We start from the raw sequence: 22,580 nt of genomic DNA on the forward strand, positions 1-22,580 counted from the left end.
ATTCCATTTTCCGCAGGCTAATCCGAACGCTTCGGCATCGCCATACTCCCTGCCGACACAATGACAACCGGCGGGCCGGCCGCGCGGCGGCGGTTCGCAACCTCAGGAGAATTACGATGGGACGTCTTCAGGACAAGGTGGCGCTGATCACCGGCGCCAGCTCCGGCATCGGCCGGGCGACGGCGACGCTGTTCGCCCGCGAGGGCGCGAAACTGGTGGTGGGCGCCCGCCGGCAGGCCGAGCTCGACGCGCTGGTGGCGGAGATCACCGCCGCCGGCGGTGAGGCCGTGGCGCTGGCCGGCGACGTGAGCGCCGAGGACTATGCCCGCGCGCTGGTGGCGCTGGCGGTCGAGCGGTTCGGCCGGCTGGACATCGCCTTCAACAATGCCGGCACGCTGGGCGAGAAGGGCCCGAGCACCGGCGTGTCCCTCGACGGCTGGAACCAGACGCTGGCGGTGAACCTCACCGGCGCCTTCCTCGGCGCCAAGCACCAGATCGACGAAATGGCGAAGACCGGCAGCGGCTCGGTGATCTTCACCTCGACCTTCGTCGGCTACACGACGGCGTTTCCGCAGATGGCCGCCTATGCCGCCTCGAAGTCCGGGCTGATCGGCCTCACCCAGGCGCTGGCGGCGGAATATGGCCCACAGGGCATCCGGGTGAACGCGCTGCTGCCCGGCGCGGTGGAGACCGAGATGTATCGCGAGGCCAACAACACGGCGGAGGCGCAGGGCTTCATCAACGGCCTGCACGCGCTGAAGCGGGCCGGCCAGCCGGAGGAGCTGGCGCGCGCCGCGCTCTATCTCGCCTCGGACGATGCGTCCTTCGTCACCGGCACCGCGCATCTGGTGGATGGCGGGCTGTCGATCACCCGGACGTAACTGCTCCAGCGTGACTGCCAGTCAAGTCGAGCGTTGCCGCGTTCGGTCCGGCGATGCCAAAGCCGGAGGCAGGAGGAGGTTCGGGCAGAGAGCTGGACGGCCCCGGCACGACGCCTGGAACCACGCCATTGCGGAGCGTCGAGCCCCTCACCCTACCCCCTCCGTCACCATCGGATGTCTCCGCTGGTGACCTTACTGGGTGACGAACTCGGCAGCAGCCGAGTTCGTGCGGGGGAGCGGGAGTGGCGGCCGCTGGCGGCGATGGCTGCCCGCGCCCGCAGATCCTTCACGCCCGTTCAGCCGGCCCGCGCGGGATCGACGGCGATGGGGGTCAGGCGGGCGACATGGTGATGGTCGGAGGCGCGGAACCGCACCACCGCCCGCGCCTGATCGAGAAAGGCGCCGGCCTCCATCAGCCCCTTGTCGACCAGCAGCTCCACCGCCGCCTCGTGCCATGAGACATAATAGGGCTGGTCCGGATGGGCGTGGATCTCGGCGCTGAGCCGGGCGGCGAATTCCGGCCATTCGAACAGGCCGCGCTCGTGCAGCTTCACCACCAGCGCGAAGGCCTGCGCCTCCCACGGGGCGGCGAAGGCCTTCGGCCGGTCGAGATCGGGCAGCAGCGGGCCGGTCACGGCGTCACCTCCACGGGGGCGGGCAGCAGATAGCTGTCCCACAGGTCGATGGTGAGGCTGTCGGTCGCCGCGCCCTGCGGACCCCAGAGCTCGCGCATGTCGAAGCGCACGGCGTAGCAATATTCCCGCGTCTCCTCATCGCCGATGGCGCGCACATCCGGCAGCGCATAGAGGCCGTGCACCTTCACCACCACGCCGCGCTTGCCGCGGCAGTAGCGCGGCAGCCGCGTATGGGTGAGCGGGCTGAGCGTGCGGGTGACGACCTTGTCGCCCGGCGCGAAGGCCGGCACGCGGGCGGGATCCTCGATCCGGGTGGTGGCGCCGGTGGCGAGAATGTCGAGAATGTCGGCGGCGCTGAGCATCAGGCGTCTCCGGCGAGAATGTCGGCGGAAGGGGCGCGGCCGGCGGCGAGATGGCGGCCGAATTCCTCGGGGGTCATCAGCCCCTTCTCCATCATCAGCCGCGCCACCGCGAACCACCATTGCTCGTAATAGGGGCGGGTGAGGTACGTCACCGGCTCCAGCCGCTCGCGCGACTGGCGGAACTCGTCGTCGGAATAGTGCGCGCCGATGGTGACCATGAACAGCGCGCACATGCGCCGCTCCCACTCGTGCTTGAACACCGGCTCGCTTCCGTCATAGCCCGCCGGCACCACCCGGCCGAAGCCGTCGAAGCCGCCGCAATCATGTACCGAGTTCATTAGGCCGGCTCCGGGCTCAGGGCTTCGGTGACGCCGATCATGCTGTCGCGGGAGACGAGGGCGGCGAGCGCCGCCTCGTCGAGGCCCTCTGTGCCCTCCGGGCGGCGGGGGACGACGAGGTAGCGCACCTCGGAATTGCTATCCCAGACGCGGATCTCGGTGCTGTCCGGCAGCACGGTGCCGAATTCGGCCAGCACCGAGCGCGGGTCGCGCACGATGCGGGTGCGGTAGGGCATGCTCTTGTACCAGACAGGCGGCAGGCCGAGCACCGGCCACGGGTAGCAGGAGCACAGGGTGCAGACGACGACGTTGTGCACATCCGCCGTGTTTTCCAAGGCCACCATGTTCTCGCCCTGCGCGCCGGCGAAGCCGAGATCGGCGATGGCGGCGTTGGGATCGGCGAGCAGCCACGCCTTGTAGACGGGATCGGCCCAGGCGCGGGCGATCACCCTGGCGCCGTTCTTCGGGCCGATCTGGTTCTCGTAGAGGTCCACCACCGCGTCGAGCGCCGATGGATCGACCAGCCCCTTCTGGGTGAGCAGTTCCTCCAGCGCCTTGACGCGGGCGCTGATCTCGATGTCGGCGATCGACATCAGTAGCGCGTCGACTTCCTCGGAGTGGATGCGGTGGAAATGATCGTGATCATGGCCCTCATGCGAATGATCACCGTGCGAGTGATCGTCATGATCGTGGTCGTCGTGCTGCCCTGCCATGCCGATGCGGTCCGCCCAAGAGACTGAAATCGCCAGCCTGAAGTCACTGGCCTGAAATCGCCGGGAAAGCCGCATTATGCGGACACGCCCTGCGCGTGTCGACGATGCAGGGGTAGAAAAACGGCATGGTGAAAAAGCAGGCGCCCCGGCAGACGCAGCTGCACGTGCAACCTCCCGACTGATCGGCCCCGGCGTTTAGCCACTTAGATACCCTTGCCGCCGGCCGGATCTGCCTTACGCTGCGCCCGCCGAAATAGAGAGGGATTCGCGCCATGTTCGAGGCAAAATCGAAACGCCGGACGCTTGCGGGACGCGGCGCCCGCCTCGGCGTCTCCCTCGCTGTGGCGCTGAGCCTCGCCCTCGGCGCGCCGGCGCAGGCCTGCACCAGCTTCCTGCTGGGCACCTCCGACGGCGCCTATGTCTATGGCCGCACCATGGAATTCGGCTTCAAGCTCGCCTCCGACGTGATGGTGATCCCACGCCACTTCGCGCTGGCCGGCACCGGTCCCGGTGGCAAGCCCGGCATCGCCTGGACCTCGACCTATGCCGCCGTCGGCATGAATGCCTTCGGCCTGCCGGTGCTGACCGACGGCATGAACGAGAAGGGCCTCGCCGGCGGCATCCTGTATTTCCCCGACTATGCCGGCTATGCCGACCCGGCCAAGGCGGACCCGAAAAGCGCCATGGCGCCGTGGGACTTCCTGACCTGGGCGCTGACCAACTTCGCCACCGTGGCCGAGGTCAAGGCGGCGCTCGCCGGCATCACGATCGTCGACGTCGCCCAGCCGCAAATGGGCATCACCCCGCCCTTCCACTACACGCTGCACGACGCCGGCGGCGCCTCGCTGGTGATCGAGCCGGTGGGCGGCGAGCTGAAGGTCTACGACAACCCGTTCGGGGTGATGACCAACGCCCCCGACTTCAGCTGGCACCTCACCAATCTCAAGAACTATGTGAAGCTCTCGCCGGTCAACGCACCGGACATCAAGGTGGGCGGCCAGACGATTTCCTCGTTCGGCCAGGGCTCCGGCCTGCTCGGCATTCCCGGCGACCCGACGCCGCCCTCGCGCTTCATCCGCGCGCTCGGCTATGCGATGTCGGCGCAGAAGCTGCCGAGCGGCGAGCCGAGCGTGCGCCTCGCCGAGCACATCCTCAACAATTTCGACATCCCGGTCGGTTTCATCCAGCCGGGCGGCGGCAGCACCGCCGATCTGGAATACACCCAGTGGTCGTCGGTCGCCGACCTCAAGAACCGGCGCTACTATGTGAAGACCTATGACGACCAGGTGCTGCGCGCGGTCGACCTGACGAGCTTCGACCTCGACGCCAAGGCCCTGGCCGTCGCGCCGCTGAAGCCGATGCCGACCCCGCCGCCGCTGGCCTTCCCCAAGCCGTGAGGCGAGGCTCCGCCGACCAGCCTTCCGCCGACCCGTGGGCCGGCGGAACCGTTTGCCGCATCGGCACCGCGCCTCAATGGGCGCGGGCGAACATCTCGTTGAAGGAATAGCCGGAGCCGCGCACGGTGCGGATCGGGTCGGGCTGGCGCGGACGGTTCAGCGCCTTGCGCAGCCGGCCGACATGCACGTCGACGGTGCGCTCGTCGATATAGACGTCCTGGCCCCAGACGCCGTCGAGCAGTTGCTCGCGCGAATAGACCCGGCCCGGCGACTGCATCAGGAACTCCAGCAGCCGGAACTCGGTGGGGCCGAGATGCAGCTCGCGGCCGGAGCGGTGCACCCGCTTGGTCTCGCGGTCGAGCTCGATGTCGCCGGCGCGCAGCAGCGTCGAGATATGGTCGGGCTTGGCCCGGCGCAGCAGCGCCCGTACCCGCGCCACCAGCTCGGGCACCGAGAATGGCTTCACCACATAGTCGTCGGCGCCGGTGGCGAGGCCGCGCACGCGCTCGGTCTCCTCGCCGCGGGCGGTGAGCATGAGGATCGGCATGCGCTCGGTTTCCGGCCGAGCGCGCAGGCGCCGGCACAGCTCGATGCCGGACAGGCCCGGCAGCATCCAGTCCAGCAGGACCAGATCCGGCACCTTCTCGCGCAGCCGCGTCTCGGCCTCGTCGCCGCGCGCCACGCTCTCGACCGAATAGCCCTCGGCCTCGAGATTGTAGCGCAGCAGCAGGGTGAGCGGCTCCTCGTCCTCGACGATGAGAATGTTGGTCGGCATCGCTTATCCCGTGAGAAAGATCCGCCCCCGCCTCAGGAGGGGAACGGAACCGAGGTCAGGCTGGTGGTATCCTGCTTCGGCCGCTCGTCGGTCAGCAGCTGGCCGGTGGCGAGATAGTGCACCGTCTCGGCAACGTTGGTGGCGTGGTCGCCGATGCGCTCGATGTTCTTGGCGCAGAACAGCAGGTGCGTGCACAGCGAGATGTTGCGCGGGTCTTCCATCATGTAGGTGAGGAGCTCGCGGAACAGCGAGGTGTAGAGCACGTCGATCTCGCCATCGCGCTTCCACACCTCGATGGCGCGGGCGTCGTCGCGGCCGGCATAGGCGTCGAGCACTTCCTTGAGCTGCTCGAGCACCATGCTGGACATGTGCTCGACGCCGCGCACCAGCTTCTGCGGGTGGAACTCGCCGGTGAGGGCGAGCACGCGCTTGGCGGTGTTCTTGGCGAGGTCGCCGATGCGCTCGAGGTCGTTGGCGATGCGCATCGCGGCGACGACCTCGCGCAGGTCGCCGGCCAGCGGCTGGCGACGGGCGATGGTGAGGATCGCCTTTTCCTCGATCTCCCGCTGCAGGAGGTCGATCGGGCCGTCGAGCACGATCACCTTCTGGGCAAGCTCGGCGTCGCGCTTGATCAGCGCCTGCACGGAATCGGCGACCAGCTGTTCGGCCTGGCCACCCATCTCCACCACGTGGCGGCTGATCTCCTTGAGATCGGTGTCGAACGAGGAGACGATGTGTTCGGAGGGCATCGGACGATCCTTTTTCCCGTCGCCACTCAGCCGAAGCGGCCGGTGATGTAGTCGCGGGTGCGCGCCTCGCGCGGATTGGTGAAGATCTCGTTCGACGGCCCGACCTCGATCAGCTCGCCGAGATAGAAGAACGAGGTGATGTCGGCGCAGCGGGCGGCCTGCTGCATGTTGTGCGTCACGATGACGATGGTGAATTCCTGCTTCAGCTCGTCGATCAGGTCCTCGATCTTCGAGGTCGAGATAGGATCGAGCGCCGAGGTCGGCTCGTCGAGCAGGATCACTTCCGGCCGCACCGCGATGGTGCGGGCGATGCACAGGCGCTGCTGCTGGCCGCCGGACATGCCGAGCGCCGAAGTGTGCAGGCGGTCCTTGGTCTCCTCCCAGATGGCGGCCTTGCGCAGGCACCATTCCACCCGCTCGTCCATCTGCGACTTGGAGAGGCTCTCATGCAGCTTCACGCCGAAGGCGATGTTGTCATAGATCGACATCGGGAACGGCGTCGGCTTCTGGAACACCATGCCGATGCGCGAGCGGATTACCGTCGAGTCGAGGTTCTTCGACAGGAGGTCGCCGCCGTCGAAATGGATCTTCCCTTCCGCGCGCTGGCCCGGATAGAGCTGGTACATGCGGTTGAACACGCGCAGCAGCGTGGACTTGCCGCAGCCCGACGGCCCGATCATCGCGGTGACGCGCTTCTCGGGAATGGTGAAGTTGATGTTCTTCAGCGCGTGGTTGTCGCCGTAGTAGAAATTCAGCTTCTCGACCTTGAGCTTGGGCTCGGCGGACGGCGCGGTGGCGCGATTGACGGCGGAAGCGATGTCGATCGAGGTATCGGGTGCGAAATTCATGGCCGTCTCACTTCATCTTCGCCAGAACCAGGCGGGACAGGACGTTCAGGGTCAGCACCCCGACGGTGATGATGAGGGCGCCGGCCCAGGCAAGGGCGACCCAATCCTCGAAGGGGCTGGCGGCGTATTGATAGATCGCGATCGGCAGCGACGCCATGGGCGCCGACATGTTCAGCGACCAGCCATTATTGCCGAGCGAGGTGAACAGCAGCGGCGCGGTCTCGCCGGCGGCGCGAGCCAGCGCCAGCAGGATGCCGGTGACGATGCCGGCGCGGGCGGCGCGCCAGGTAATGAAGGTGACCACCTTCCACTGCGGCGCGCCGAGCGCGAAGGCCGCCTCGCGCAGGCCGATCGGCACCAGGTTGAGCATGTCCTCGGTGGTGCGCACCACCACCGGGATGACCAGGATGGCGAGCGCCGCCGAGCCGGCCCAGCCGGAGAAGCCGCCGAACGGCACCACCAGCAGCTGGTAGACGAACAGACCGATCAGGATCGACGGCGCCGACAGCAGCACGTCGTTGACGAAGCGCACGACGTTGGCGACCTGGGTGCCGCGGCCGTTCTCAGCGAGGAAGGTGCCGCACATCAGGCCGATGGGCGTGCCGACGATCAGCGCGACGCCGATCTGGATCAGCGAGCCGACGATGGCGTTGAGCAGGCCGCCACCCGCGCCGGGCGGCGCGGTGATCTTGGTGAAGACGTGCGGGCCGAGGGCCGGAAGGCCGCGGGACAGCAGCGTCCACAGGATCCAGGCGAGCAGCACCAGCGAAAGTGCGGCGAAGCCGGTGGAGATGGCCTTGACGACGTAGTCGGTGGTGCGACGGCGGGCGAGCGATGCCATGATTTCCTCTCCCCTCAGCCCTTGAGCTTCGAACGCACCAGGAGGCGCGACAGAGCGAGAACGATGAAGGAGATGACGAACAGGATGAAGCCGAGCTGCAGCAGCGACTGCAGCTTGAGCGAGCCGATCGACGCCTCGGGGAACTCGTTGGCGATGGTCGAGGCGATGGTGGCGCCCGGCGCGAACAGCGAGGCCGACATGCGGGTGGCGTTGCCGATGACGAAGGTGACCGCCATGGTCTCGCCGAGCGCGCGGCCGAGGCCGAGCATCACCGCGCCGACCATGGCCGTGCGGCCATAGGGCACCGAGACGTTGCGATAGACCTCGTAGCTGGTGGCGCCGACGCCGTAGGCGGATTCCTTCAGCATCGGCGGCACCGATTCCAGCACCTCGACGAACATCGCGGTGATGAAGGGCAGGATCATCAGCGCCAGGATCAGGCCGGCGGTGAGCATGCCGGCGCCGAGCGGCGGCCCCTGGAACAGCGCGCCGAGCAGCGGGATCGGGCCGAGCCACTCGATCAGCGGCGGCTGCACATAGGCGGCGATCAGCGGCACCACGATGAAGAAGCCCCACATGCCGTAGATGATCGACGGGACGGCCGCGAGCAGCTGGATGGCGACGCCGATCGGCCGGCGGAACGGACCGGGGGCGATCTCGGTGAGGAAGAAGGCGATGCCGAAGGAGAGCGGCAGCGCCACGATGACGGCGATCACCGCGCTCGCCACCGTGCCGAACACCATGACGCCGGCGCCGAAGCGCTCGGTGACCGGGTTCCAGGTGGTGGACCAGAGGAAGGAGATGCCGAACTCGCGTAGCGCGGGCAACCCGCCCTCGAAGAGCATGGCGATGATGAGGCCGAGCAGAACCAGCACGAAAATGCCGCTGGCCCAGAGCAGGCCGACGAAGATGGGATCGCTGATGCGCCCGGTCGGCTTGTGCGCGGCGAGCAGGGCCGTGTCGGCCTCGGTTCCGCTGATAGAGGCAGCCATGTCGAATGTCCTTGAGCGCTGTCGCCGCTGATGCGCTTGAAACGGGATTGCCTGCTCACCGGCCTGACGGGCGCCTCGATGGACGCTCGCACCCGGGGCGGGCAAGACGCGGAAGGCACGGCACGGTATCGGCGAGCGAAAGGCGAGGGGGCGGCCGTCAGGACGGCGACACCCCCTCGCCCGCTATCGGAGCCTTGAGGCTCAGTTGGTCCAGACCGCCTTGCCGTCGGCCTTCACTTCGGCCTTCCAGGCGTCGCGGATGGCGCTGACCACCGAGTCCGGCAGCGCGATATAGTGCAGCTTCTCAGCGATGGCGTCGCCCTCGGCGCCGTACGCCCAGTCGAAGAACTTGATCACTTCGGCCGACTGCGCGCCGTTGGCGGGGTTCTTCGGCAGCAGGATGTAGGTGGCGCTGGTGATCGGCCAGGCCTTCTCGCCGGCGGTGTCGATCATCGAAGCGGCGAAGTTCTTCGCGCCCTTCCAGTCGGCGGCGGCGGCGGCGTCCATGAAGGCGGCGGTGGTCGGCTTCACGACCTTGCCGGCCTTGTTGACGAGGTTGGTCGAGGTCAGCGAGTTGGCCGCGGCATAGACGAACTCGACATAGCCGACCGCGCCCTTGGTGTTCTTCACGGTGCCGGCAATGCCTTCATTGCCCTTGGCGCCGGCGCCAGCCGGCCACTGCACCGAGGTTGCGGCGCCGATGTTGGACTTCCAGTCCGCGCTGACCGAAGCGAGGTAGGAGGTGAACACGAAGGAGGTGCCCGACGAATCCGAGCGGTAAACCGGGACGATGGCCAGATCCGGCAGCGTCACGCCCTTGTTGAGCGCGGCGATCTTCGGGTCGTTCCACTTGGTGATCTTGCCCTGGTAGATGTCGGCGAGGGTGGCGCCGTCGAGGGTGAGCTGGCCGTCGGCGACGCCGTCGATGTTGACGATGGCGACCACCGAGCCGATCACGGTCGGGAACTGCAGCAGGCTGGCCTGCTCGAGCTTGTCGTCCTTCATCGGCGCGTCGGAGGCGCCGAAATCGACCGTGCGGTTGACGATCTGGTTCTGACCACCGCCCGAGCCGATCGACTGATAGTTGAGGCCGGTGCCGGACTTCGCCTTATAAGCCGCAGCCCAGGCCTGGTAGACCGGGGCCGGGAACGAGGCGCCCGCGCCGTTGATGTCGGCAGCGAAGGCGTTGCCGGTCAGGGCGGCGAACGAGACCACGGCGACGCCGAGGAGGCGGTTGAATTTCAAAGGTCTTCTCCCAGTGCTTCAGCGGCTCGCGCGGCGCACGAGCCGGGCCGGAGGTGTTGCCCGTAGGCGGTGATGGATCACACGGGACTCTTAACGACCGGACGCCACCGTTCTATGACTTTGCAATGACACTTAAATGACAGGTCAAGCCATTGTCTTGGCGTCGTTTTTCGTCACTTCTGCCGGCAGTGCCGCCAGCCGGACCGAGAATGTCGAGCCATCGCCCGGAATGCTGTCTATGCCGAGCCGGCCGCGATGACGGGCGACGATGTGCTTGACGATGGCGAGGCCGAGCCCGGTGCCGCCCTGCTCGCGCGAATGGGCGGTGTCGACGCGGTAGAAGCGCTCGGTGAGGCGGGGCACGTGCTCGGGGGCGATGCCCGGCCCGTAGTCGCGGATCGCCACCAGCGCATCGTCGCCGTCGCGCGACAGGGTGATCTCCACCCGCTCGCCGGAGGCGCCATATTTCAGCGCGTTCTCGACCAGGTTCTCGAAGACGCGGATCAGCTCGTCGCGGTCGCCCTGCACCAGCACCGGCGCCGCCGGCTGCTCGAAGACGATCTCCACGCCCCGCTCGGCGCCGAGCGGGGCCAGCGCCTCGCGCACATGGCCGACCGCCGCGCCCAGATCCACCCGCGACTGCGGGCGCATATGGGCGTTGAGCTCGATGCGCGACAGCGACAGCAGGTCGTCGATCAGGCGCGACATGCGCCGGGCCTGCTCGGCCATGATCTTGAGGAAACGCTCGCGGGCGGTGGCGTCGTTGCGGGCCGGGCCCTGCAGCGTCTCGATGAAGCCGGAAAGCGAGGCGAGCGGGGTGCGCAGCTCGTGGCTGGCATTGGCGATGAAATCGACCCGCATCTGCTCGACGCGCCGCTGCGGGGTGAGGTCGGTGAAGCTGAGCAGCAGCGCCTCGACCTTCTCCGCGCGGCCCCCGCCGGTGCCCGGTCCGGTGACCGGCACGATATCGGCGCGCAGCCAGCGGTCGACCGGCACCCGCTGGCTGAACTCGACGCGACGGGCCTTGCCGTCGGCGCTGGCGGCGCGGATCGCCTCCAGCACTTCCGGCACCCGCACCGCGAAGGAGACGGGATCGCCGACGCGCACCGCGGCCAGCATGCCGGACGCCCGCGCATTGGCGGCGCGCACCGTGCCGCGATGATCGAGCAGCAGCGCCGCCTCCGGCAGCGCCACCACCAGCGCGGCGAGCCGGTCCGGCGGCGGTGCCGGCGGCTCGCGCAGCCGCGACAGGGCGGCGGCGACCGGCTGGCGGAAGCGCCAGCGCCCCGCCGGCAGGCAGGCGGCAAAAAACAGCACGCCGCCGAGCAGCAGCGCAGGACCGGTGGCAAGCACCTCCTGCCCCACCGCGACGAGCAGGCCGAGACCGCCGGCGAGCAGAATCCAGCGCGCCGCGAGGAGGCGCTCGCCGAGCGTCTCACGCGCGAACGGACCGGATTCTTCGATGCTCATGGCGCTCACCTCCTCGGGATGCCCAAATTTCATTCTTTACGTTATGTTGTGTTCGCCTGCCCGGATGGATTCGCCGGAAAATCCGTCCAGCGGGCGAGGGAGCGACTCAACCATTTCTTCTTATGGTCTCATCGAGAGGCTTCCATATGACGAAGAAGGCGAACCGCGCGGCGGTCAAGCCCGTCGCCGCGAAATCCTCCACCACCGACGCCGTCACGGCGCAGGACGCCCTCCCCGACATGCCGGTGCCAGGCCCCGACGGCGACGGCCGCAAGAAGGCGCAGGGGAAAGGCGCTGGCGGAAAAAGCGCGGCGGGCAAGAGCGGCGCGTCGAAGGACGGCGATGCCGGGCGGCTCGCCTCGGCGCTCGGCAGCTTCTCGCTCGACCTGCCGTCGCTTCCGGCGATCATCGACGAGCGCGCCTATCGCAGCGGCAACTATCCCTATGCCGACCGGCCCAAGCGCAAGCACTACGAAAAGGAGCTGCTCGGGCTGCAGATCGAACTCCTGAAGCTGCAGCGCTGGGTCAGCGAGACCGGCGAGCGCATCGTCATCGTGTTCGAGGGGCGCGACGCGGCCGGCAAGGGCGGCGCCATCCACCGCTTCGTGCAGCACCTCAACCCGCGCTTCGTGCGGGTAGTGGCGCTGAGCAAGCCCACCGAGGCCGAGGCCGGCCAGTGGTATTTCCAGCGCTATATCGCGCATCTGCCGCGCAAGGGCGAGATCGTGCTGTTCGACCGCTCCTGGTACAATCGCGCGGTGGTCGAGCCGGTGATGGGCTTCTGCACGCCGCAGGAGACGGCGCATTTCCTCGAACAGGCGCCGACCTTCGAGAAGATGCTCGCCGAGGACGGCATCCGCCTGTTCAAGATCTGGCTCGACATCGGCCGCGAAATGCAGCTGAAGCGGCTGTTCGCCCGCAAGAAGGACCCGCTGAAGCACTGGAAGCTGTCGCCGGTCGACCTCGCCGCGCCCTCCCGCTGGGAGGCGATCTCGGCGGCGCGCGACGCGATGATCGCCGCCACCGACCAGCCGGGGGCGCCGTGGACGGCCGTGCTCGCCAACGACAAGATGCGCGCGCGGCTCGGCGTCATCCGCCAGGTGCTGGCGCGGCTGCCCTATGCGGAGCGCGACGACCGGGTGGTCGGCGTGCCCGACCCGCAGATCGTGCTCGACGGGCGCAATTTTCTGCACCGGGCCGATGGTTGAGCCCTGCTGGCGCCCAGATTGCCTGCCAGACCTCATCGGCATAAGAGCATGACGCTGCGTCGGTCATTGGGGGCGGATGCGCAACAGGCGCCAGGTCGTCCGGCAAATGCCGGACGCGATCAGGATGTTGCGTCGCGCTGTCCCTGCCTGGAACGAGGCCGGCGCCGACCGCATCATCCTTCCGCCCGATCCCACTTCGTCCGACCCGGGACCGCGACCGCGACATGATCTTTCTCCGGCCGATCCGGCGCTTGCTGACCACGGGCCTGTGCGGCCTGTGCGCGGGCGCGGCTGCCGCCGCCGAACCCTCGCCGCCCGGGCCACCGCCCGGCCTGCCGCCCGGCTACGGGCCACCCGGTTTCGAGGCGCCGCCCTTCGGGCCGCCGGCGGGGGTGTTCGGCCCGCCGCCCTTCGCGCCCGCCCCGTTCGGGCCGCCGGCGCCGGGACCGATGCCGCCGCGCCCCTCCATCGACTTCACCCTGCGCGGACGCACCCTGCCGGAGGGCGGCGAGGTGCATATCGTGCATCGCCAGGGCCGCATCCGCGTCGATGTCGGCGTCGCCGCGGTGACGACGACGCTGACCGGCTTCATCGACCTGAAGGCCCGCAAGCTCGCGGTGCTGTCCAACCTGCCCGGCCTCGGCCGGGTGGCGGTGGAGATGACGCTGCCGCCGGAATATGCGGCGATCGACATGCCGGCCGACAGCCAGTACTGGGGCACCGACACGGTCGCCGGCGAGCCCTGCGACATCTGGCGCGGCACCGACCGCACCACCGCGGCGCCGATCGAGGCCTGCATCACCCTCGATGGCGTGCCGCTGCGCTCGCTGACCTATACCGATTCCGGCAAGAAGGTGATGTTCCAGGCAACGGAGATCTCGCGCGCGGCGCTGTCGCCCGACGCGGTGTCGCTGCCCAAGGGGGTGAAGGTCAAGCGGCTGCCGAGCGCCATCCAGGGCATGGTGCCGAGCCTGACGCGCTGACGAGCCGGCCGGAAGGCCGGACGGGGCCGGAGCTCAGCCGACCGCCCGGCGCGGCGCCTCGCCGACGGCCTCGGCCAGTCCGCCGCCCGACACCGGCCCGGCCCCCGACGGCGCATCTCCCGACAGAACATCTCCCACCTGCGGCTGCAGATCGTCGAGCCGCGCGGGCAGGGCGGCGGCGGCCAGCGCCGTATCGAGCGAAGCGGGCACGCCCACCTTGCGCCGGCGGCTGAGCAGCAACTCGCGAACGCCCATGGTGACGAGGGCGATGGCGAAAGGCGTCACGTAGTAGAGCAGACGCAGCAGCAGCAGCGCGCCGAGCAGCGGCTCCTTCTCGAACTGCGACAACGCGACCAGCATGGCGGCGTCGAACACGCCGAGCCCGCCGGGCGCATGGCTGGCGAAGCCGAGCAGCGTCGCCGAAATGAACACCACGCCGAGCGCGATCGGGTCGATGAACGGCGTCTGCGGCATCAGCACATACATCGCCGCGGCGCAGAAGGAGAGATCGACCATGCCGATCACCATCTGCAGCAGCGTCAGCTTCCAGCCCGGCAGCGTCACCTGCCAGTGGCCCTTGCCAATGCCGATGCGGCGCGGCTTCAGCCCGACCCACACCACATAGGCGGCCAGCGCCGCCAGAAGACCGAGGCCGATCAGCCGGTTGATCCAGGCCGGCAGCTGGTCGACCGCGCTCGCCGCCCACGGCTCGATGCTGATGCCGAGGCCGAGGATCGCCATGTTGCCCAGCCAAAAGGTGAGGCCGGTGATGAAGCACAGCTTGGCGACGTCCACGGCCCCGAGCCCGTGCGCGGAATAGATGCGGTAGCGCACCGTGCCGCCGGTGAAGGCGGAGAAGCCGATATTGTGGCCGATGGAATAGGAGGTGAAGGAAGCCAGCGCCGCCGTGCGGTAGGGCACATGGCTTTTGCCGATGGTACGCAGGGCGAACCAGTCGTAGAAGGTCAGGGTGAAATAGGCGCAGGCGACGAACAGCGCGGCGAGCGCCACCCGCCAGGGCGGGGTATCGGTGAGCGCGTCCAGCACCTCGCCGGGGTGGATGTTGCGCAACATCTCGTAGAGCACGATCACGGCGACGCCGATGATGGCCAGGCTGGCCACCACCCCTACGCCATGCCAGCCGACACGCTCGCGTAAGAACTTCGCTATCGCGCTCAGCGTGCTGCTCATGGCGTTCCCGTCATCCCGTCTGTCGTCATGCGCGTTCCCGACCCAGGCGTAGCAGAGCTTGGCCTCCGGCGGAACCGCCCATCACTGCGGCGACACCGCGCGGCGAACTTCCCTTAGGGAACAGGCCGAGGCACCCCGCCATGGAAGGGCGCGCTTGTCGGCCCAGAACGCGGCAACCCCGTGACGGCGGCATGACGGTCGCGTTTGTGTGAACCGCGCTCATAGCCGCACCGGATAGCCGATTTCGATGGTGCGCGGGCGCGGCAGGCCGAACCGGTCCACCGAGCGCTCGGCGTTACGCGCCAGAAAGGCGAAGACATGCGCGAGCGCGTCGCGAATGCCGAGGATTTCCTCCGGCGGCATGATGCGCTCGTGGCCGATGACATAGACCGCCTCGTCCGGGTCGATGCCCAGCGAATACAGCGCCGGGCCGAGCACCGAGGGCACGTCGATCTGCTGCATGTAGCCGAAGCGCACATCGACCCGCACATGGCCGGGATCGAGCACGGTGACGCGCACCCGCTCGTCGACCGGCACGCGCGGGCGCGAGGCGATCCACACCGAAGCGATGACCGATTTCGAGAACTGCACGTTGAACAGGTCGGACAGCCGGCCGAGCGCCACCGGGGTCAGCGCGCCGCCGCGCGACAGGAAGATGGCGGTGCGCGCCGAGGTGGCGCAGCCGGCCGGCTTGCCGCGGGCGACGAACTCCTCCAGCGGCTCGGCGAAGCGCTTCTGCTGGATGCCCAGCCCTTCGAGCCCACGCCGCCAGCTCACCATCACCACCAGCACCAGCGAGGCGATGGCGACCGGCAGCCAGCCGCCGTCGTGCAGCTTGGTGAGGTTGGCGGCGGCGAAGGAGACGTCGACCACCAGGAGCCCGCCGGCGAGACCGACCAGAGCCAGTACCGGCAGCCGGTCGAGCCGCTTCACATAGGCGACGAACAGGATGGTGGTGGAGATCATCGCCATCGCCACCGCGATGCCATAGGCAGAGGCGAGCCGGTCCGACGAGCCGAACGACACCACCACCGCGGTGCAGGCCAGCATCAGCAGCCAGTTGAGCCGACCGATATAGATGTGCTGGTCGTTATGCTCGCTGGTGTAGCGGATGCGCATCGGCGGCAGGTAGCCGAGTTCGATCGCCTGCTTGGCGAGCGAGAACACACCGGTGATGATCGCCTGCGAGGCGATGACGGTTGCCGCCGCCGCCAGGAACAGCAGCGGCACGTCGAACATGTCCGGCGACAGGTCGTAGAACGGGTTGCGCACCGCCGCCGGGTTGATCAGCACGGTGGCGCCCTGGCCGTAATAGTTGAGCAGCAAAGCGGGCATCGCGACGAACAGCCAGGCGCGGGTGATCACCCGCCGGCCGAAATGACCGAGATCGGCATAGAGCGCCTCGCCGCCGGTGATGGCGAGGAAGGCGGCGCCGAGCACCGCGCCGGCGAACCAGAAATGATCGGCGATCAGGGCGATGCCGTAGCGCGGATCGACCGCCACCAGGACGCCGGGCTGCTGGACGATGCCGTAGACGCCGAAGGCGCCAAGCGTGACGAACCAGAGCAGCATGATCGGGCCGTAGAAGGCGCCGATGCGGTCGGTGCCGGCCCGCTGCGAGACGAACACCGCCAGGATCACCACCACGGTGACGGCGACGATCCAGTGGTCGAGCGCCGGCGCCACCACTTCGAGGCCCTCAATGGCGGAGAGCACCGACATGGCCGGGGTGAGCACGCCGTCGCCGATCAGCATCGCCGCGCCGACCAGCCCGGCGACCAGCAGCCACAGCCGGGCGCCATTGGCGCTGCGGTGCAGGTCGAGCAGGGTCACCAGGGCGAGAATGCCGCCTTCGCCGTCATTGTCGGCCCGCAGCACCAGCAGCACATATTTGATGGTGACCGACAGGATGATCGCCCAGGTGATCAGCGACAGGATGCCGAGCACCTCGTCCGGCGTCGCCGCGGCGCCGCCTACCGCCAATAGGCCCTGCTTGAAGGCGTAGAGCGGGCTGGTGCCGATGTCGCCGAACACCACGCCGAGCGCCGCGAGTTCGGCGGTAAAGGGGATCACGCGTTTCGCGCTGGTCGTAGAAGAGGTCCGGGCCATAATGCCTCGTTATGCCCCTGACGGACGGCACGCTAGGCACCGGCCGCCCCGGCCGCTGCGGACGCATTTCACCAAACTGGCCCTTGGCATGATCGACGCCGACGATGAGGAGGAAGTCGCGCACCGCAGCAATAGCGCGGCGCGCCGCCGACGCCAAGCGGTGTTTCCCCAAAAGTCCGGCAAGCATCGGCCGGCGCTGGGGAACCCGGGTCCCGGACACGCCGGACCTCTGCCGGCGCGAACGGAGACAGGCGGTAAGCCGGGAAGATTTGAGGGAGAGGAGCGTGGGGGGGCGGAAGCTCCCCTCCCTCAACCATCCGTCGGAGCGATCCTCAGGCTTGCGGGAGCCATTCGGACTCACGACGGCGGCAACCGGCCCGGCCGGAACTCCGAAGAGCTAGGCGGCCGGAGTATTGGATCCAATTTACCGTCTGAACCGTTCGGTCAGTCGCTAGGAGGCTATATAGGCCCGGGAACCGGCTTTGTCAGCGGGGTCGAGAAATCTTCAACCGCAATAGCGGCAACGTGATCACGACAATTCGAAAACGTACTAGGTTTCGTGGCGAATCCCCGCGCAGCGATGATCCTCATGCCCTCCGCGCTCACCATCCCGAACGACTGGACCTTTCCCGCCGCGAGCGGCAAGCGCCGGCAGATCCTCGACGGCGCCGCCGGGGTCTTCCTGGCGAGCGGCTTCGACGGCGCCAGCATGGGCGAGATCGCACGGGCGGCCGGCGTGTCCAAGGGTACGCTCTACACCTACTTCGTCTCGAAGGAGGAGCTGTTCCGCGCCCTGCTGCGCGAGAAATGCTCGGATATTGCCGAGCGCTGCTTCCAGCTCGACCCGCAGGGCGAGGTGGACGCCGAGCTCACCGCCGTCGCCCGGCGCTACATCGCGGCGATGGCGGAACCCGACTACATCGCCACGCTGCGGGTGGTGATCAGCGCCGCCGAGAAATTCCCGGCCGTCGGCGCCGCCTATCACGAGGCGGGCATCGAGACCACCGTGGCGCTGCTAAGCCGCTGGCTGGCCGGCAAATCCGCCGATGGCGAACTCGCCATCGAGGAGCCGGAACTGGCGGCCAGGCAATTCATCTGCAGCTGCTATGCCCAGACCGTCACCCCGGTGCTGTTCGGCGACCTGAGGCGGCCGGCGCCCGAGGCGGTCGCCCGGGCGATCCGCTTCACCGTCGACGCGTTCCTGCGTGCCTTCGCGCCAAGGCCCTGAGTCTCAACCGCCGGTCCCGATCCCCTCGCCGGCGGCGAACAGCGCGTCGAGCCCCTCGCGGTAGCTGGGAAAGGCCAGATCGACCCCGAGGTCTCGCTTGAGCCGCTCGTTGCGCACCCGGCGATTGTCGGCCCAGAAGGACAGCGCCATCGCCGACATGGAGGCGGACGCCTCGGCGAAGGGCACCGGCACCGGCTCCGGCCGGCCGAGCAGGCGGGCGGCATGGCGCACCGGCGCGCAGGCCGGGGAGGGCTCGTCGTCGACCACGCTCACCGCACCGTCGAAGCCGAGGCGGAAGGCGGCATCGACGGCGCCGGCAATGTCGTCGACATGGATGCGGTTGAACACCTGGCCGTCGCGCTCGATGCAGCGGGCGCTACCATCGGCGACGTCGACGAGGGCGTTGCGGCCGGGTCCATAGATGCCGCCGAGCCGCAACACCGCCACCGGCCGGCCGACGCGGGCACCGAGCGCCTGCCACGCCGCTTCCGCCTCGATCCGGCGGACGGTCCGGGGCTTGCCGCCAGCGAGCGGAGCGCTCTCGTCGATCCAGCCGCCGGCGCTGTCGCCATAGACGCCGATGGTGGAGAGATAGACGATCGGGCCGGTGCCCTTGGCGAGCGCCTCACCGAGCAGCGGCAGGAATGGATCGCCGCCCTCGCCCGGTGCGGCGCTGACCAGCACCGCCGCCGCACCGGCTGCCGCCTCGGCCAGGCCCGGCGACTCCGGTGCCAGCAATTGCATGTCGCCTTCCACCACCCGCTCGCCCTTGCGCGAGGTGCCGAGGCGGCGGTCGAACCGCGCGCCGAAGCGCGCGGCATAGGCGCGGGCACAGAAGCCGTAGCCAAGGCAGATCAGCGTCGTCACGCGGCGGTCTCCAGCATGGGCATTTTCGCGCGACGTGGCGCCGTCTCGCGTGAAGAAAATGCGTCACAACAACAATCCGGAGCCTGTCCGGCGAACCGTGTTCCACCCGACATCCCTAGGCCTCCCATTCCGCTCGCACCGAGGCATCGGCCTCGACCGGCAAGTGGCGGGCGGCGAGCCCGGCGAAGTCGTCCGGCGGCAGCAGGCGCGCAAGCGCCCACACCGCCGCGCCGCGGATCAGCGGCGCGGGATCGTCGAGCAGGCGCCCCGCTTCGCCGGCAAGGGCGGCGTCGCCGGAATTGCCGATGGCGGTGAGCACGTTGCGCAGGAACCGCACCCGCCCGGTGCGCTTGATCGGGCTTTTCGCGAAGCGGGCACGGAACGAGGCGTCGTCGAGCCGGGCGAGCTCGGCGAGCGACGGGTTGCGGTTCTCGTCGCGGGCGGCGAGGCGCGCCTCGCGACCGGTCTGCGCGAACTTGTTCCACGGGCAGGCGGCGAGGCAGTCGTCGCAGCCATAGATGCGGTTGCCGATCAGCGGGCGCAGCTCGCGTGGGATCGGGCCGCGATGCTCGATGGTGAGATAGGAGACGCAGCGCCGCGCATCGATGCGGTAGGGCGCGGGAAAGGCGCCGGTCGGGCAGGCGTCGAGGCAGGCGCGGCAGGAGCCGCAATGGTCGCGCTCGGGTGCGTCCGGCGGCAGTTCCAGCGTGGTGGCGATGGCGCCGAGCAGCAGCCAGGAACCCTTTTCGCGCGAAACCAGATTGGTGTGCTTGCCCTGCCAGCCGAGCCCCGAGGCGGCGGCGAGCGGCTTCTCCATCAGCGGGGCGGTGTCGACGAACACCTTCACCTCGACGGTTCCGGCACTGCCGGCGCGCGGCACGAAGCGCGAGCAGATGCGCTTCAGCTTGCCCTTGATCAGCTCGTGATAGTCGTCGCCGCGCGCATAGACCGAAATGGCGCCACGCAGGCGGTCGTCGAGCGCCGCGCGGGGGTCCTCGTCCGGGCCGTAATTGAGGCCGAGCATGATGACGGAGCGCGCCTCCGGCCACAACGCGCGTGGCGAGGAGCGGCGCGCCGCCGTCTCCACCATCCAGTCCATGTCACCCTGCGCGCCGTCAGCCAGCCATTCGGCGAGGCGTGGCGCCGCCTGCGGGATGGCGTCGGCGGCGCAGATGCCGATGGCGTCGAAGCCTTCCTCGCGAGCGAGATCGACCAGCAGGGATTTGGCCGACAACAGGGATCTGGCCGACGGCGACGACTTGTCTGCCGGCAAGGACGTGACAGCCTGCGGGGATGTGGCCGCGCCGGGGGTCAGAAATCCAGATCCGCGTAGCAGGCGGCCGGCGGCATGCCCGCCATGGTCAGGGCGAGCAGCGGCCGGAACGCCGGGCGCGACTTGATGCGCGCGTACCAGATCTTCGCCGTCTCGTCCTCGTCCCACGGCACGTCGCCCAGATAGTCGACGCAGGAAATATGCGCAGCGGCGGCGAGGTCGGCATAGGTGAGCCGGTCGCCGGCCAGCCAGTTCCGCGTCTTCAGAAGCCAGCCGATATAGTGCAGATGATAGCGGATGTTGGCGCGGGCAGCACGGATGGCCGGCATGTCCGGCGGGCCGCCGCCGGCCTCGCGCGGCATGTAGCGCTTGTAGACCTTCTCGCGCACCAGCGGCTCGGACACCTCGAAGTAGAACTTCTCGTTGAACCAGGCCATCAGCCGGCGCACCTCGATGCGCTCCTCGCGACCACCCGGCAGCAGGCGGCGGTCGCCCATCGCATGGCCGTAGGTCTCGTCGAGATATTCGGCGATGACGGTGCCGCCCGGCACCACCAGCCCGTCCGCCTCCACCAGCACCGGGGTCTGGCCGGCCGGATCGAGCACCAGGAAACCCGGTCGCCGCTCCCACACCCGTTCCTCGATGAGTTCGGGAGCCATGCCCATCTCGCCGAGGGCGAGACGGATCAAACGCGAGAACTGGCAGAAGGGGTGATGATAGAGCTGCATTGTCCGGGGAGCGCCGCGCGGCCGCCTCAAATGAGCGCCGTCCGCTGATCGGTCTAGAGGGGTTCCGGCGACATCGCAAGCGATGACGGCATCAAGATGGCAGCAGCGGCGGGGCTTGCCGATACTGCCCGGTACGCTTTTTTCGACGTATCGTATCCGAGCCGTTAACGTGACCGGCCGGGCGCGACCGGCCGACAACAAACAAAGGGAGGACACCCATGGCCCACACCCCACAACACGGCACCGTCGTCTGGAACGAGCTCAACAGCCACGATGTCGAGGCCGCCAAGGGCTTCTACGGCCGGCTCATGGGCTGGGACTTCGTGCCGATGCCGATGGGCGACGATACCTACTGGATCATCCGCAAGGACGGCACCGACATTGGCGGCGTATTTCCGATGAAGGGCCCGGAATTCGACCCCATACCGCCGCACTGGATGACCTATCTCGCCGTCGACGATGTCGATGCCAGCACGAAGGAGGCGACGGCCGCCGGCGGCAAGGTGCTCAAGGGCCCGTTCGACGTGCCGGGGGTCGGCCGCATCGCGGTGGTGAAGGACGCCGAAGGCGCTGTAATGGGCTGGATTTCGCCGAAAATGTGAGGCGGCTCAAGGCCCTTATGACCCTCCGGATGCCCCAGGGGCATTAGGCGATTCCGACATTCGCGTGTCATGTTGCGGGCGCAGTTGCGTCGCGCAAGCGGCGCGGCCGCGTCCATCCACCTGCGAAGTGAAGGATGATCCGAACGATGCAGATGCCCCTCCCGGCTTCCCCCATACGTGCCTGTGGCTATTCCCTGCGTGAAGGCAGTCCCGAGTTCGACGACCTCGGCCTTTCTCTCGACGAAGCGGAGGCGCTCGGCGTCGATGTGGTGGAGCTGCCGGCCTATGCGTGGCATCTCATCGTCGGCGGCCGCGTGCTCTCCACCCGCCTCACCGACCTCTCCCGCGCCCTTGCCGGCCGCAGGCTCGGCTACACGATGCACGGGCCGCTGGCGATCAACCTGATGGACGTGCCCGAGCGGCTGGCCCGCCACGAGGCGGTGCTGGAAGCCTCGATCGAGATCGCCGGTGCCGTCGGCGCCGCCCATCTCGTCATCCATACCGGCATGGTGCGCGAGCAGGGCGACGACATCGAGGTCGCCTATGCCCGCCAGCGCGACGCGCTCGACCGCGCCGGCGACAAGGCCGCCAGCGCCGGCGTGACGCTGTGCGTGGAGAACATCTTCCGCTTCGCCGGCGCCCGCGAGACCGCGACCCCCTTGAAACTCGCCGGCGAGATCGCCGCCATCGACCACAGGGCGGTGAGGGCGACGCTCGATGTCAGCCATGCCTTCATCCGCTGCGCCGAGATCCGGCACGATCCGCTGATCGAGATCGCCGCGCTGGCGCCCTACGTCGCGCATCTGCACCTGCATGACAGCTTCGGCCGGCCGAGCGACCTGTGGACCTACCACCCGGCCGAGGCGGCGGCCTTCGGCGAGGGCGACCTGCATTTGCCGATCGGCTGGGGCGACATCGACTGGCAGGCGGTGGCGGAAGCGGTGCCGCTGGCCCCCGGCGCGGTGGCGATCCTCGAACTCAATCCGCGCCACTGGCGGGAAATCCGCCCGCAGGTGCCGGCGCTCCGGGCGCTGGCGGCGCGGTTCCGCGGCGTCGAGAACGCCGTCGCCGCCTGACCCGCCGGCGGAACGCCCGCCGCGGGAAAGCCGCGCGGGCAGCCGGCGTCGTCGATTCCGGCGCGACGG

The 22,580-nt window shown here is 68.8% G+C and carries 23 protein-coding genes; 7 read left to right on the plus strand and 16 right to left on the minus strand.

Going from position 1 to position 22,580, the window contains the following annotated elements:
- Positions 1-116 precede the first annotated feature (116 nt).
- The gene (locus tag KHC28_RS07770) at positions 117-881 is read left to right on the plus strand and encodes an SDR family oxidoreductase (RefSeq protein WP_214007776.1); all 765 of its coding nucleotides are present in this window, start codon (positions 117-119) and stop codon (positions 879-881) included.
- A 296-nt stretch (positions 882-1,177) separates the two neighbouring features.
- On the opposite strand, the gene KHC28_RS07775 is transcribed toward KHC28_RS07770, so the two are convergent.
- The 4 genes from KHC28_RS07775 to nthA are packed head-to-tail and all read right to left on the minus strand — an operon-like array spanning position 1,178 to position 2,929.
- Positions 1,178-1,516 carry a nitrile hydratase accessory protein gene (locus KHC28_RS07775; protein WP_214007777.1) on the minus strand — a complete coding sequence of 113 codons (339 nt, stop codon included), beginning with the start codon at positions 1,514-1,516 and terminating at the stop codon, positions 1,178-1,180.
- Positions 1,513-1,878, minus strand: a complete 366-nt coding sequence (locus KHC28_RS27705; protein WP_214007778.1) for an SH3-like domain-containing protein — start codon at positions 1,876-1,878, stop codon at positions 1,513-1,515. The genes KHC28_RS07775 and KHC28_RS27705 overlap by 4 nt, the downstream gene beginning before the upstream one ends.
- Positions 1,878-2,216 (minus strand): SH3-like domain-containing protein, encoded by a 339-nt coding sequence (locus KHC28_RS27710; protein WP_214007779.1) that lies wholly within the window; start codon positions 2,214-2,216, stop codon positions 1,878-1,880. Before KHC28_RS27710 ends, KHC28_RS27705 begins: the two co-directional genes overlap by 1 nt.
- The gene (nthA, locus tag KHC28_RS07790; protein ID WP_214007780.1) at positions 2,216-2,929 is read right to left on the minus strand and encodes a nitrile hydratase subunit alpha; all 714 of its coding nucleotides are present in this window, start codon (positions 2,927-2,929) and stop codon (positions 2,216-2,218) included. Before nthA ends, KHC28_RS27710 begins: the two co-directional genes overlap by 1 nt.
- Before the next feature lie 272 nt (positions 2,930-3,201).
- Between nthA and KHC28_RS07795 the strand changes: the two genes are divergently transcribed.
- Positions 3,202-4,326, plus strand: coding sequence for a linear amide C-N hydrolase (locus KHC28_RS07795; RefSeq protein ID WP_214007781.1), 1,125 nt, complete (start codon positions 3,202-3,204; stop codon positions 4,324-4,326).
- Positions 4,327-4,399: 73 nt separating this feature from the next.
- On the opposite strand, the gene phoB is transcribed toward KHC28_RS07795, so the two are convergent.
- The 7 genes from phoB to KHC28_RS07830 form a co-directional block, all read right to left on the minus strand.
- Positions 4,400-5,101: a phosphate regulon transcriptional regulator PhoB gene (phoB, locus tag KHC28_RS07800; protein WP_214007782.1), complete on the minus strand. Its 702-nt coding sequence runs from the start codon at positions 5,099-5,101 to the stop codon at positions 4,400-4,402.
- Between the two features lie 32 nt (positions 5,102-5,133).
- Positions 5,134-5,850 (minus strand): phosphate signaling complex protein PhoU, encoded by a 717-nt coding sequence (gene phoU, locus KHC28_RS07805; protein WP_214007783.1) that lies wholly within the window; start codon positions 5,848-5,850, stop codon positions 5,134-5,136.
- Between the two features lie 26 nt (positions 5,851-5,876).
- Positions 5,877-6,698, minus strand: a complete 822-nt coding sequence (gene pstB, locus KHC28_RS07810) for a phosphate ABC transporter ATP-binding protein PstB (protein WP_214007784.1) — start codon at positions 6,696-6,698, stop codon at positions 5,877-5,879.
- 7 nt (positions 6,699-6,705) lie between these two features.
- Positions 6,706-7,539 carry a phosphate ABC transporter permease PstA gene (gene pstA / locus KHC28_RS07815; RefSeq protein WP_214007785.1) on the minus strand — a complete coding sequence of 278 codons (834 nt, stop codon included), beginning with the start codon at positions 7,537-7,539 and terminating at the stop codon, positions 6,706-6,708.
- A 14-nt stretch (positions 7,540-7,553) separates the two neighbouring features.
- Positions 7,554-8,531, minus strand: coding sequence for a phosphate ABC transporter permease subunit PstC (gene pstC, locus KHC28_RS07820; RefSeq protein WP_214007786.1), 978 nt, complete (start codon positions 8,529-8,531; stop codon positions 7,554-7,556).
- Positions 8,532-8,732: 201 nt separating this feature from the next.
- On the minus strand, positions 8,733-9,776 hold the full coding sequence (gene pstS / locus KHC28_RS07825) for a phosphate ABC transporter substrate-binding protein PstS (RefSeq protein ID WP_214007787.1): 1,044 nt from the start codon (positions 9,774-9,776) through the stop codon (positions 8,733-8,735).
- A 144-nt stretch (positions 9,777-9,920) separates the two neighbouring features.
- Positions 9,921-11,246, minus strand: coding sequence for an ATP-binding protein (locus KHC28_RS07830; RefSeq protein WP_214007788.1), 1,326 nt, complete (start codon positions 11,244-11,246; stop codon positions 9,921-9,923).
- Positions 11,247-11,392: 146 nt separating this feature from the next.
- Between KHC28_RS07830 and ppk2 the strand changes: the two genes are divergently transcribed.
- Complete coding sequence (gene ppk2 / locus KHC28_RS07835) at positions 11,393-12,454, plus strand: polyphosphate kinase 2 (protein WP_246564497.1); 1,062 nt, start codon at positions 11,393-11,395, stop codon at positions 12,452-12,454.
- 224 nt (positions 12,455-12,678) lie between these two features.
- Positions 12,679-13,437, plus strand: a complete 759-nt coding sequence (locus tag KHC28_RS07840) for a hypothetical protein (protein WP_214007789.1) — start codon at positions 12,679-12,681, stop codon at positions 13,435-13,437.
- A 33-nt stretch (positions 13,438-13,470) separates the two neighbouring features.
- Here KHC28_RS07840 and KHC28_RS07845 read toward each other — a convergent pair whose 3' ends face one another.
- Complete coding sequence (locus tag KHC28_RS07845; RefSeq protein ID WP_246564499.1) at positions 13,471-14,628, minus strand: putative bifunctional lysylphosphatidylglycerol flippase/synthetase; 1,158 nt, start codon at positions 14,626-14,628, stop codon at positions 13,471-13,473.
- A 219-nt stretch (positions 14,629-14,847) separates the two neighbouring features.
- Complete coding sequence (locus KHC28_RS07850; protein ID WP_312893129.1) at positions 14,848-16,701, minus strand: potassium transporter Kup; 1,854 nt, start codon at positions 16,699-16,701, stop codon at positions 14,848-14,850.
- A 625-nt stretch (positions 16,702-17,326) separates the two neighbouring features.
- Between KHC28_RS07850 and KHC28_RS07855 the strand changes: the two genes are divergently transcribed.
- Positions 17,327-17,965, plus strand: a complete 639-nt coding sequence (locus KHC28_RS07855) for a TetR/AcrR family transcriptional regulator (protein ID WP_214007791.1) — start codon at positions 17,327-17,329, stop codon at positions 17,963-17,965.
- A gap of 3 nt (positions 17,966-17,968) precedes the next feature.
- Here the strand turns inward: KHC28_RS07855 and KHC28_RS07860 are convergent, their stop codons facing one another.
- The 3 genes from KHC28_RS07860 to KHC28_RS07870 all read right to left on the minus strand — a co-directional run bounded on the left by KHC28_RS07860 (position 17,969) and on the right by KHC28_RS07870 (position 20,833).
- Positions 17,969-18,832 (minus strand): Rossmann-fold NAD(P)-binding domain-containing protein, encoded by an 864-nt coding sequence (locus KHC28_RS07860; protein ID WP_214007792.1) that lies wholly within the window; start codon positions 18,830-18,832, stop codon positions 17,969-17,971.
- A gap of 115 nt (positions 18,833-18,947) precedes the next feature.
- Positions 18,948-20,066 (minus strand): tRNA epoxyqueuosine(34) reductase QueG, encoded by a 1,119-nt coding sequence (gene queG / locus KHC28_RS07865; protein WP_246564501.1) that lies wholly within the window; start codon positions 20,064-20,066, stop codon positions 18,948-18,950.
- Positions 20,067-20,143: 77 nt separating this feature from the next.
- Positions 20,144-20,833: a glutathione S-transferase family protein gene (locus KHC28_RS07870; protein WP_214007794.1), complete on the minus strand. Its 690-nt coding sequence runs from the start codon at positions 20,831-20,833 to the stop codon at positions 20,144-20,146.
- 218 nt (positions 20,834-21,051) lie between these two features.
- Between KHC28_RS07870 and KHC28_RS07875 the strand changes: the two genes are divergently transcribed.
- Both KHC28_RS07875 and KHC28_RS07880 read left to right on the plus strand, forming a co-directional pair.
- A complete protein-coding gene (locus KHC28_RS07875; protein WP_214007795.1) occupies positions 21,052-21,435 on the plus strand; it encodes a VOC family protein in 384 nt (127 codons plus the stop codon).
- 146 nt (positions 21,436-21,581) lie between these two features.
- On the plus strand, positions 21,582-22,511 hold the full coding sequence (locus KHC28_RS07880; protein ID WP_214007796.1) for a sugar phosphate isomerase/epimerase family protein: 930 nt from the start codon (positions 21,582-21,584) through the stop codon (positions 22,509-22,511).
- Positions 22,512-22,580: the final 69 nt, after the last annotated feature.

Origin of the sequence: Ancylobacter sonchi (genome assembly GCF_018390695.1) — a bacterium.
Taxonomy (GTDB): Bacteria; Pseudomonadota; Alphaproteobacteria; order Rhizobiales; family Xanthobacteraceae; genus Ancylobacter; species Ancylobacter sonchi.

Excerpts from the sequence above, each read along its gene's own strand:
- KHC28_RS07770 (WP_214007776.1), top strand. The coding sequence starts at position 117 with ATGGGACGTCTTCAGGACAAGGTGGCGCTGATCACCGGCGCCAGCTCC.
- KHC28_RS27705 (WP_214007778.1), bottom strand. The coding sequence starts at position 1,878 with ATGCTCAGCGCCGCCGACATTCTCGACATTCTCGCCACCGGCGCCACC.
- KHC28_RS27710 (WP_214007779.1), bottom strand. The coding sequence starts at position 2,216 with ATGAACTCGGTACATGATTGCGGCGGCTTCGACGGCTTCGGCCGGGTG.
- nthA (WP_214007780.1), bottom strand. The coding sequence starts at position 2,929 with ATGGCAGGGCAGCACGACGACCACGATCATGACGATCACTCGCACGGT.
- KHC28_RS07795 (WP_214007781.1), top strand. The coding sequence starts at position 3,202 with ATGTTCGAGGCAAAATCGAAACGCCGGACGCTTGCGGGACGCGGCGCC.
- phoB (WP_214007782.1), bottom strand. The coding sequence starts at position 5,101 with ATGCCGACCAACATTCTCATCGTCGAGGACGAGGAGCCGCTCACCCTG.
- phoU (WP_214007783.1), bottom strand. The coding sequence starts at position 5,850 with ATGCCCTCCGAACACATCGTCTCCTCGTTCGACACCGATCTCAAGGAG.
- pstB (WP_214007784.1), bottom strand. The coding sequence starts at position 6,698 with ATGAATTTCGCACCCGATACCTCGATCGACATCGCTTCCGCCGTCAAT.
- pstA (WP_214007785.1), bottom strand. The coding sequence starts at position 7,539 with ATGGCATCGCTCGCCCGCCGTCGCACCACCGACTACGTCGTCAAGGCC.
- pstC (WP_214007786.1), bottom strand. The coding sequence starts at position 8,531 with ATGGCTGCCTCTATCAGCGGAACCGAGGCCGACACGGCCCTGCTCGCC.
- KHC28_RS07830 (WP_214007788.1), bottom strand. The coding sequence starts at position 11,246 with ATGAGCATCGAAGAATCCGGTCCGTTCGCGCGTGAGACGCTCGGCGAG.
- ppk2 (WP_246564497.1), top strand. The coding sequence starts at position 11,393 with ATGACGAAGAAGGCGAACCGCGCGGCGGTCAAGCCCGTCGCCGCGAAA.
- KHC28_RS07840 (WP_214007789.1), top strand. The coding sequence starts at position 12,679 with ATGATCTTTCTCCGGCCGATCCGGCGCTTGCTGACCACGGGCCTGTGC.
- KHC28_RS07845 (WP_246564499.1), bottom strand. The coding sequence starts at position 14,628 with ATGAGCAGCACGCTGAGCGCGATAGCGAAGTTCTTACGCGAGCGTGTC.
- KHC28_RS07855 (WP_214007791.1), top strand. The coding sequence starts at position 17,327 with ATGCCCTCCGCGCTCACCATCCCGAACGACTGGACCTTTCCCGCCGCG.
- KHC28_RS07870 (WP_214007794.1), bottom strand. The coding sequence starts at position 20,833 with ATGCAGCTCTATCATCACCCCTTCTGCCAGTTCTCGCGTTTGATCCGT.
- KHC28_RS07875 (WP_214007795.1), top strand. The coding sequence starts at position 21,052 with ATGGCCCACACCCCACAACACGGCACCGTCGTCTGGAACGAGCTCAAC.
- KHC28_RS07880 (WP_214007796.1), top strand. The coding sequence starts at position 21,582 with ATGCAGATGCCCCTCCCGGCTTCCCCCATACGTGCCTGTGGCTATTCC.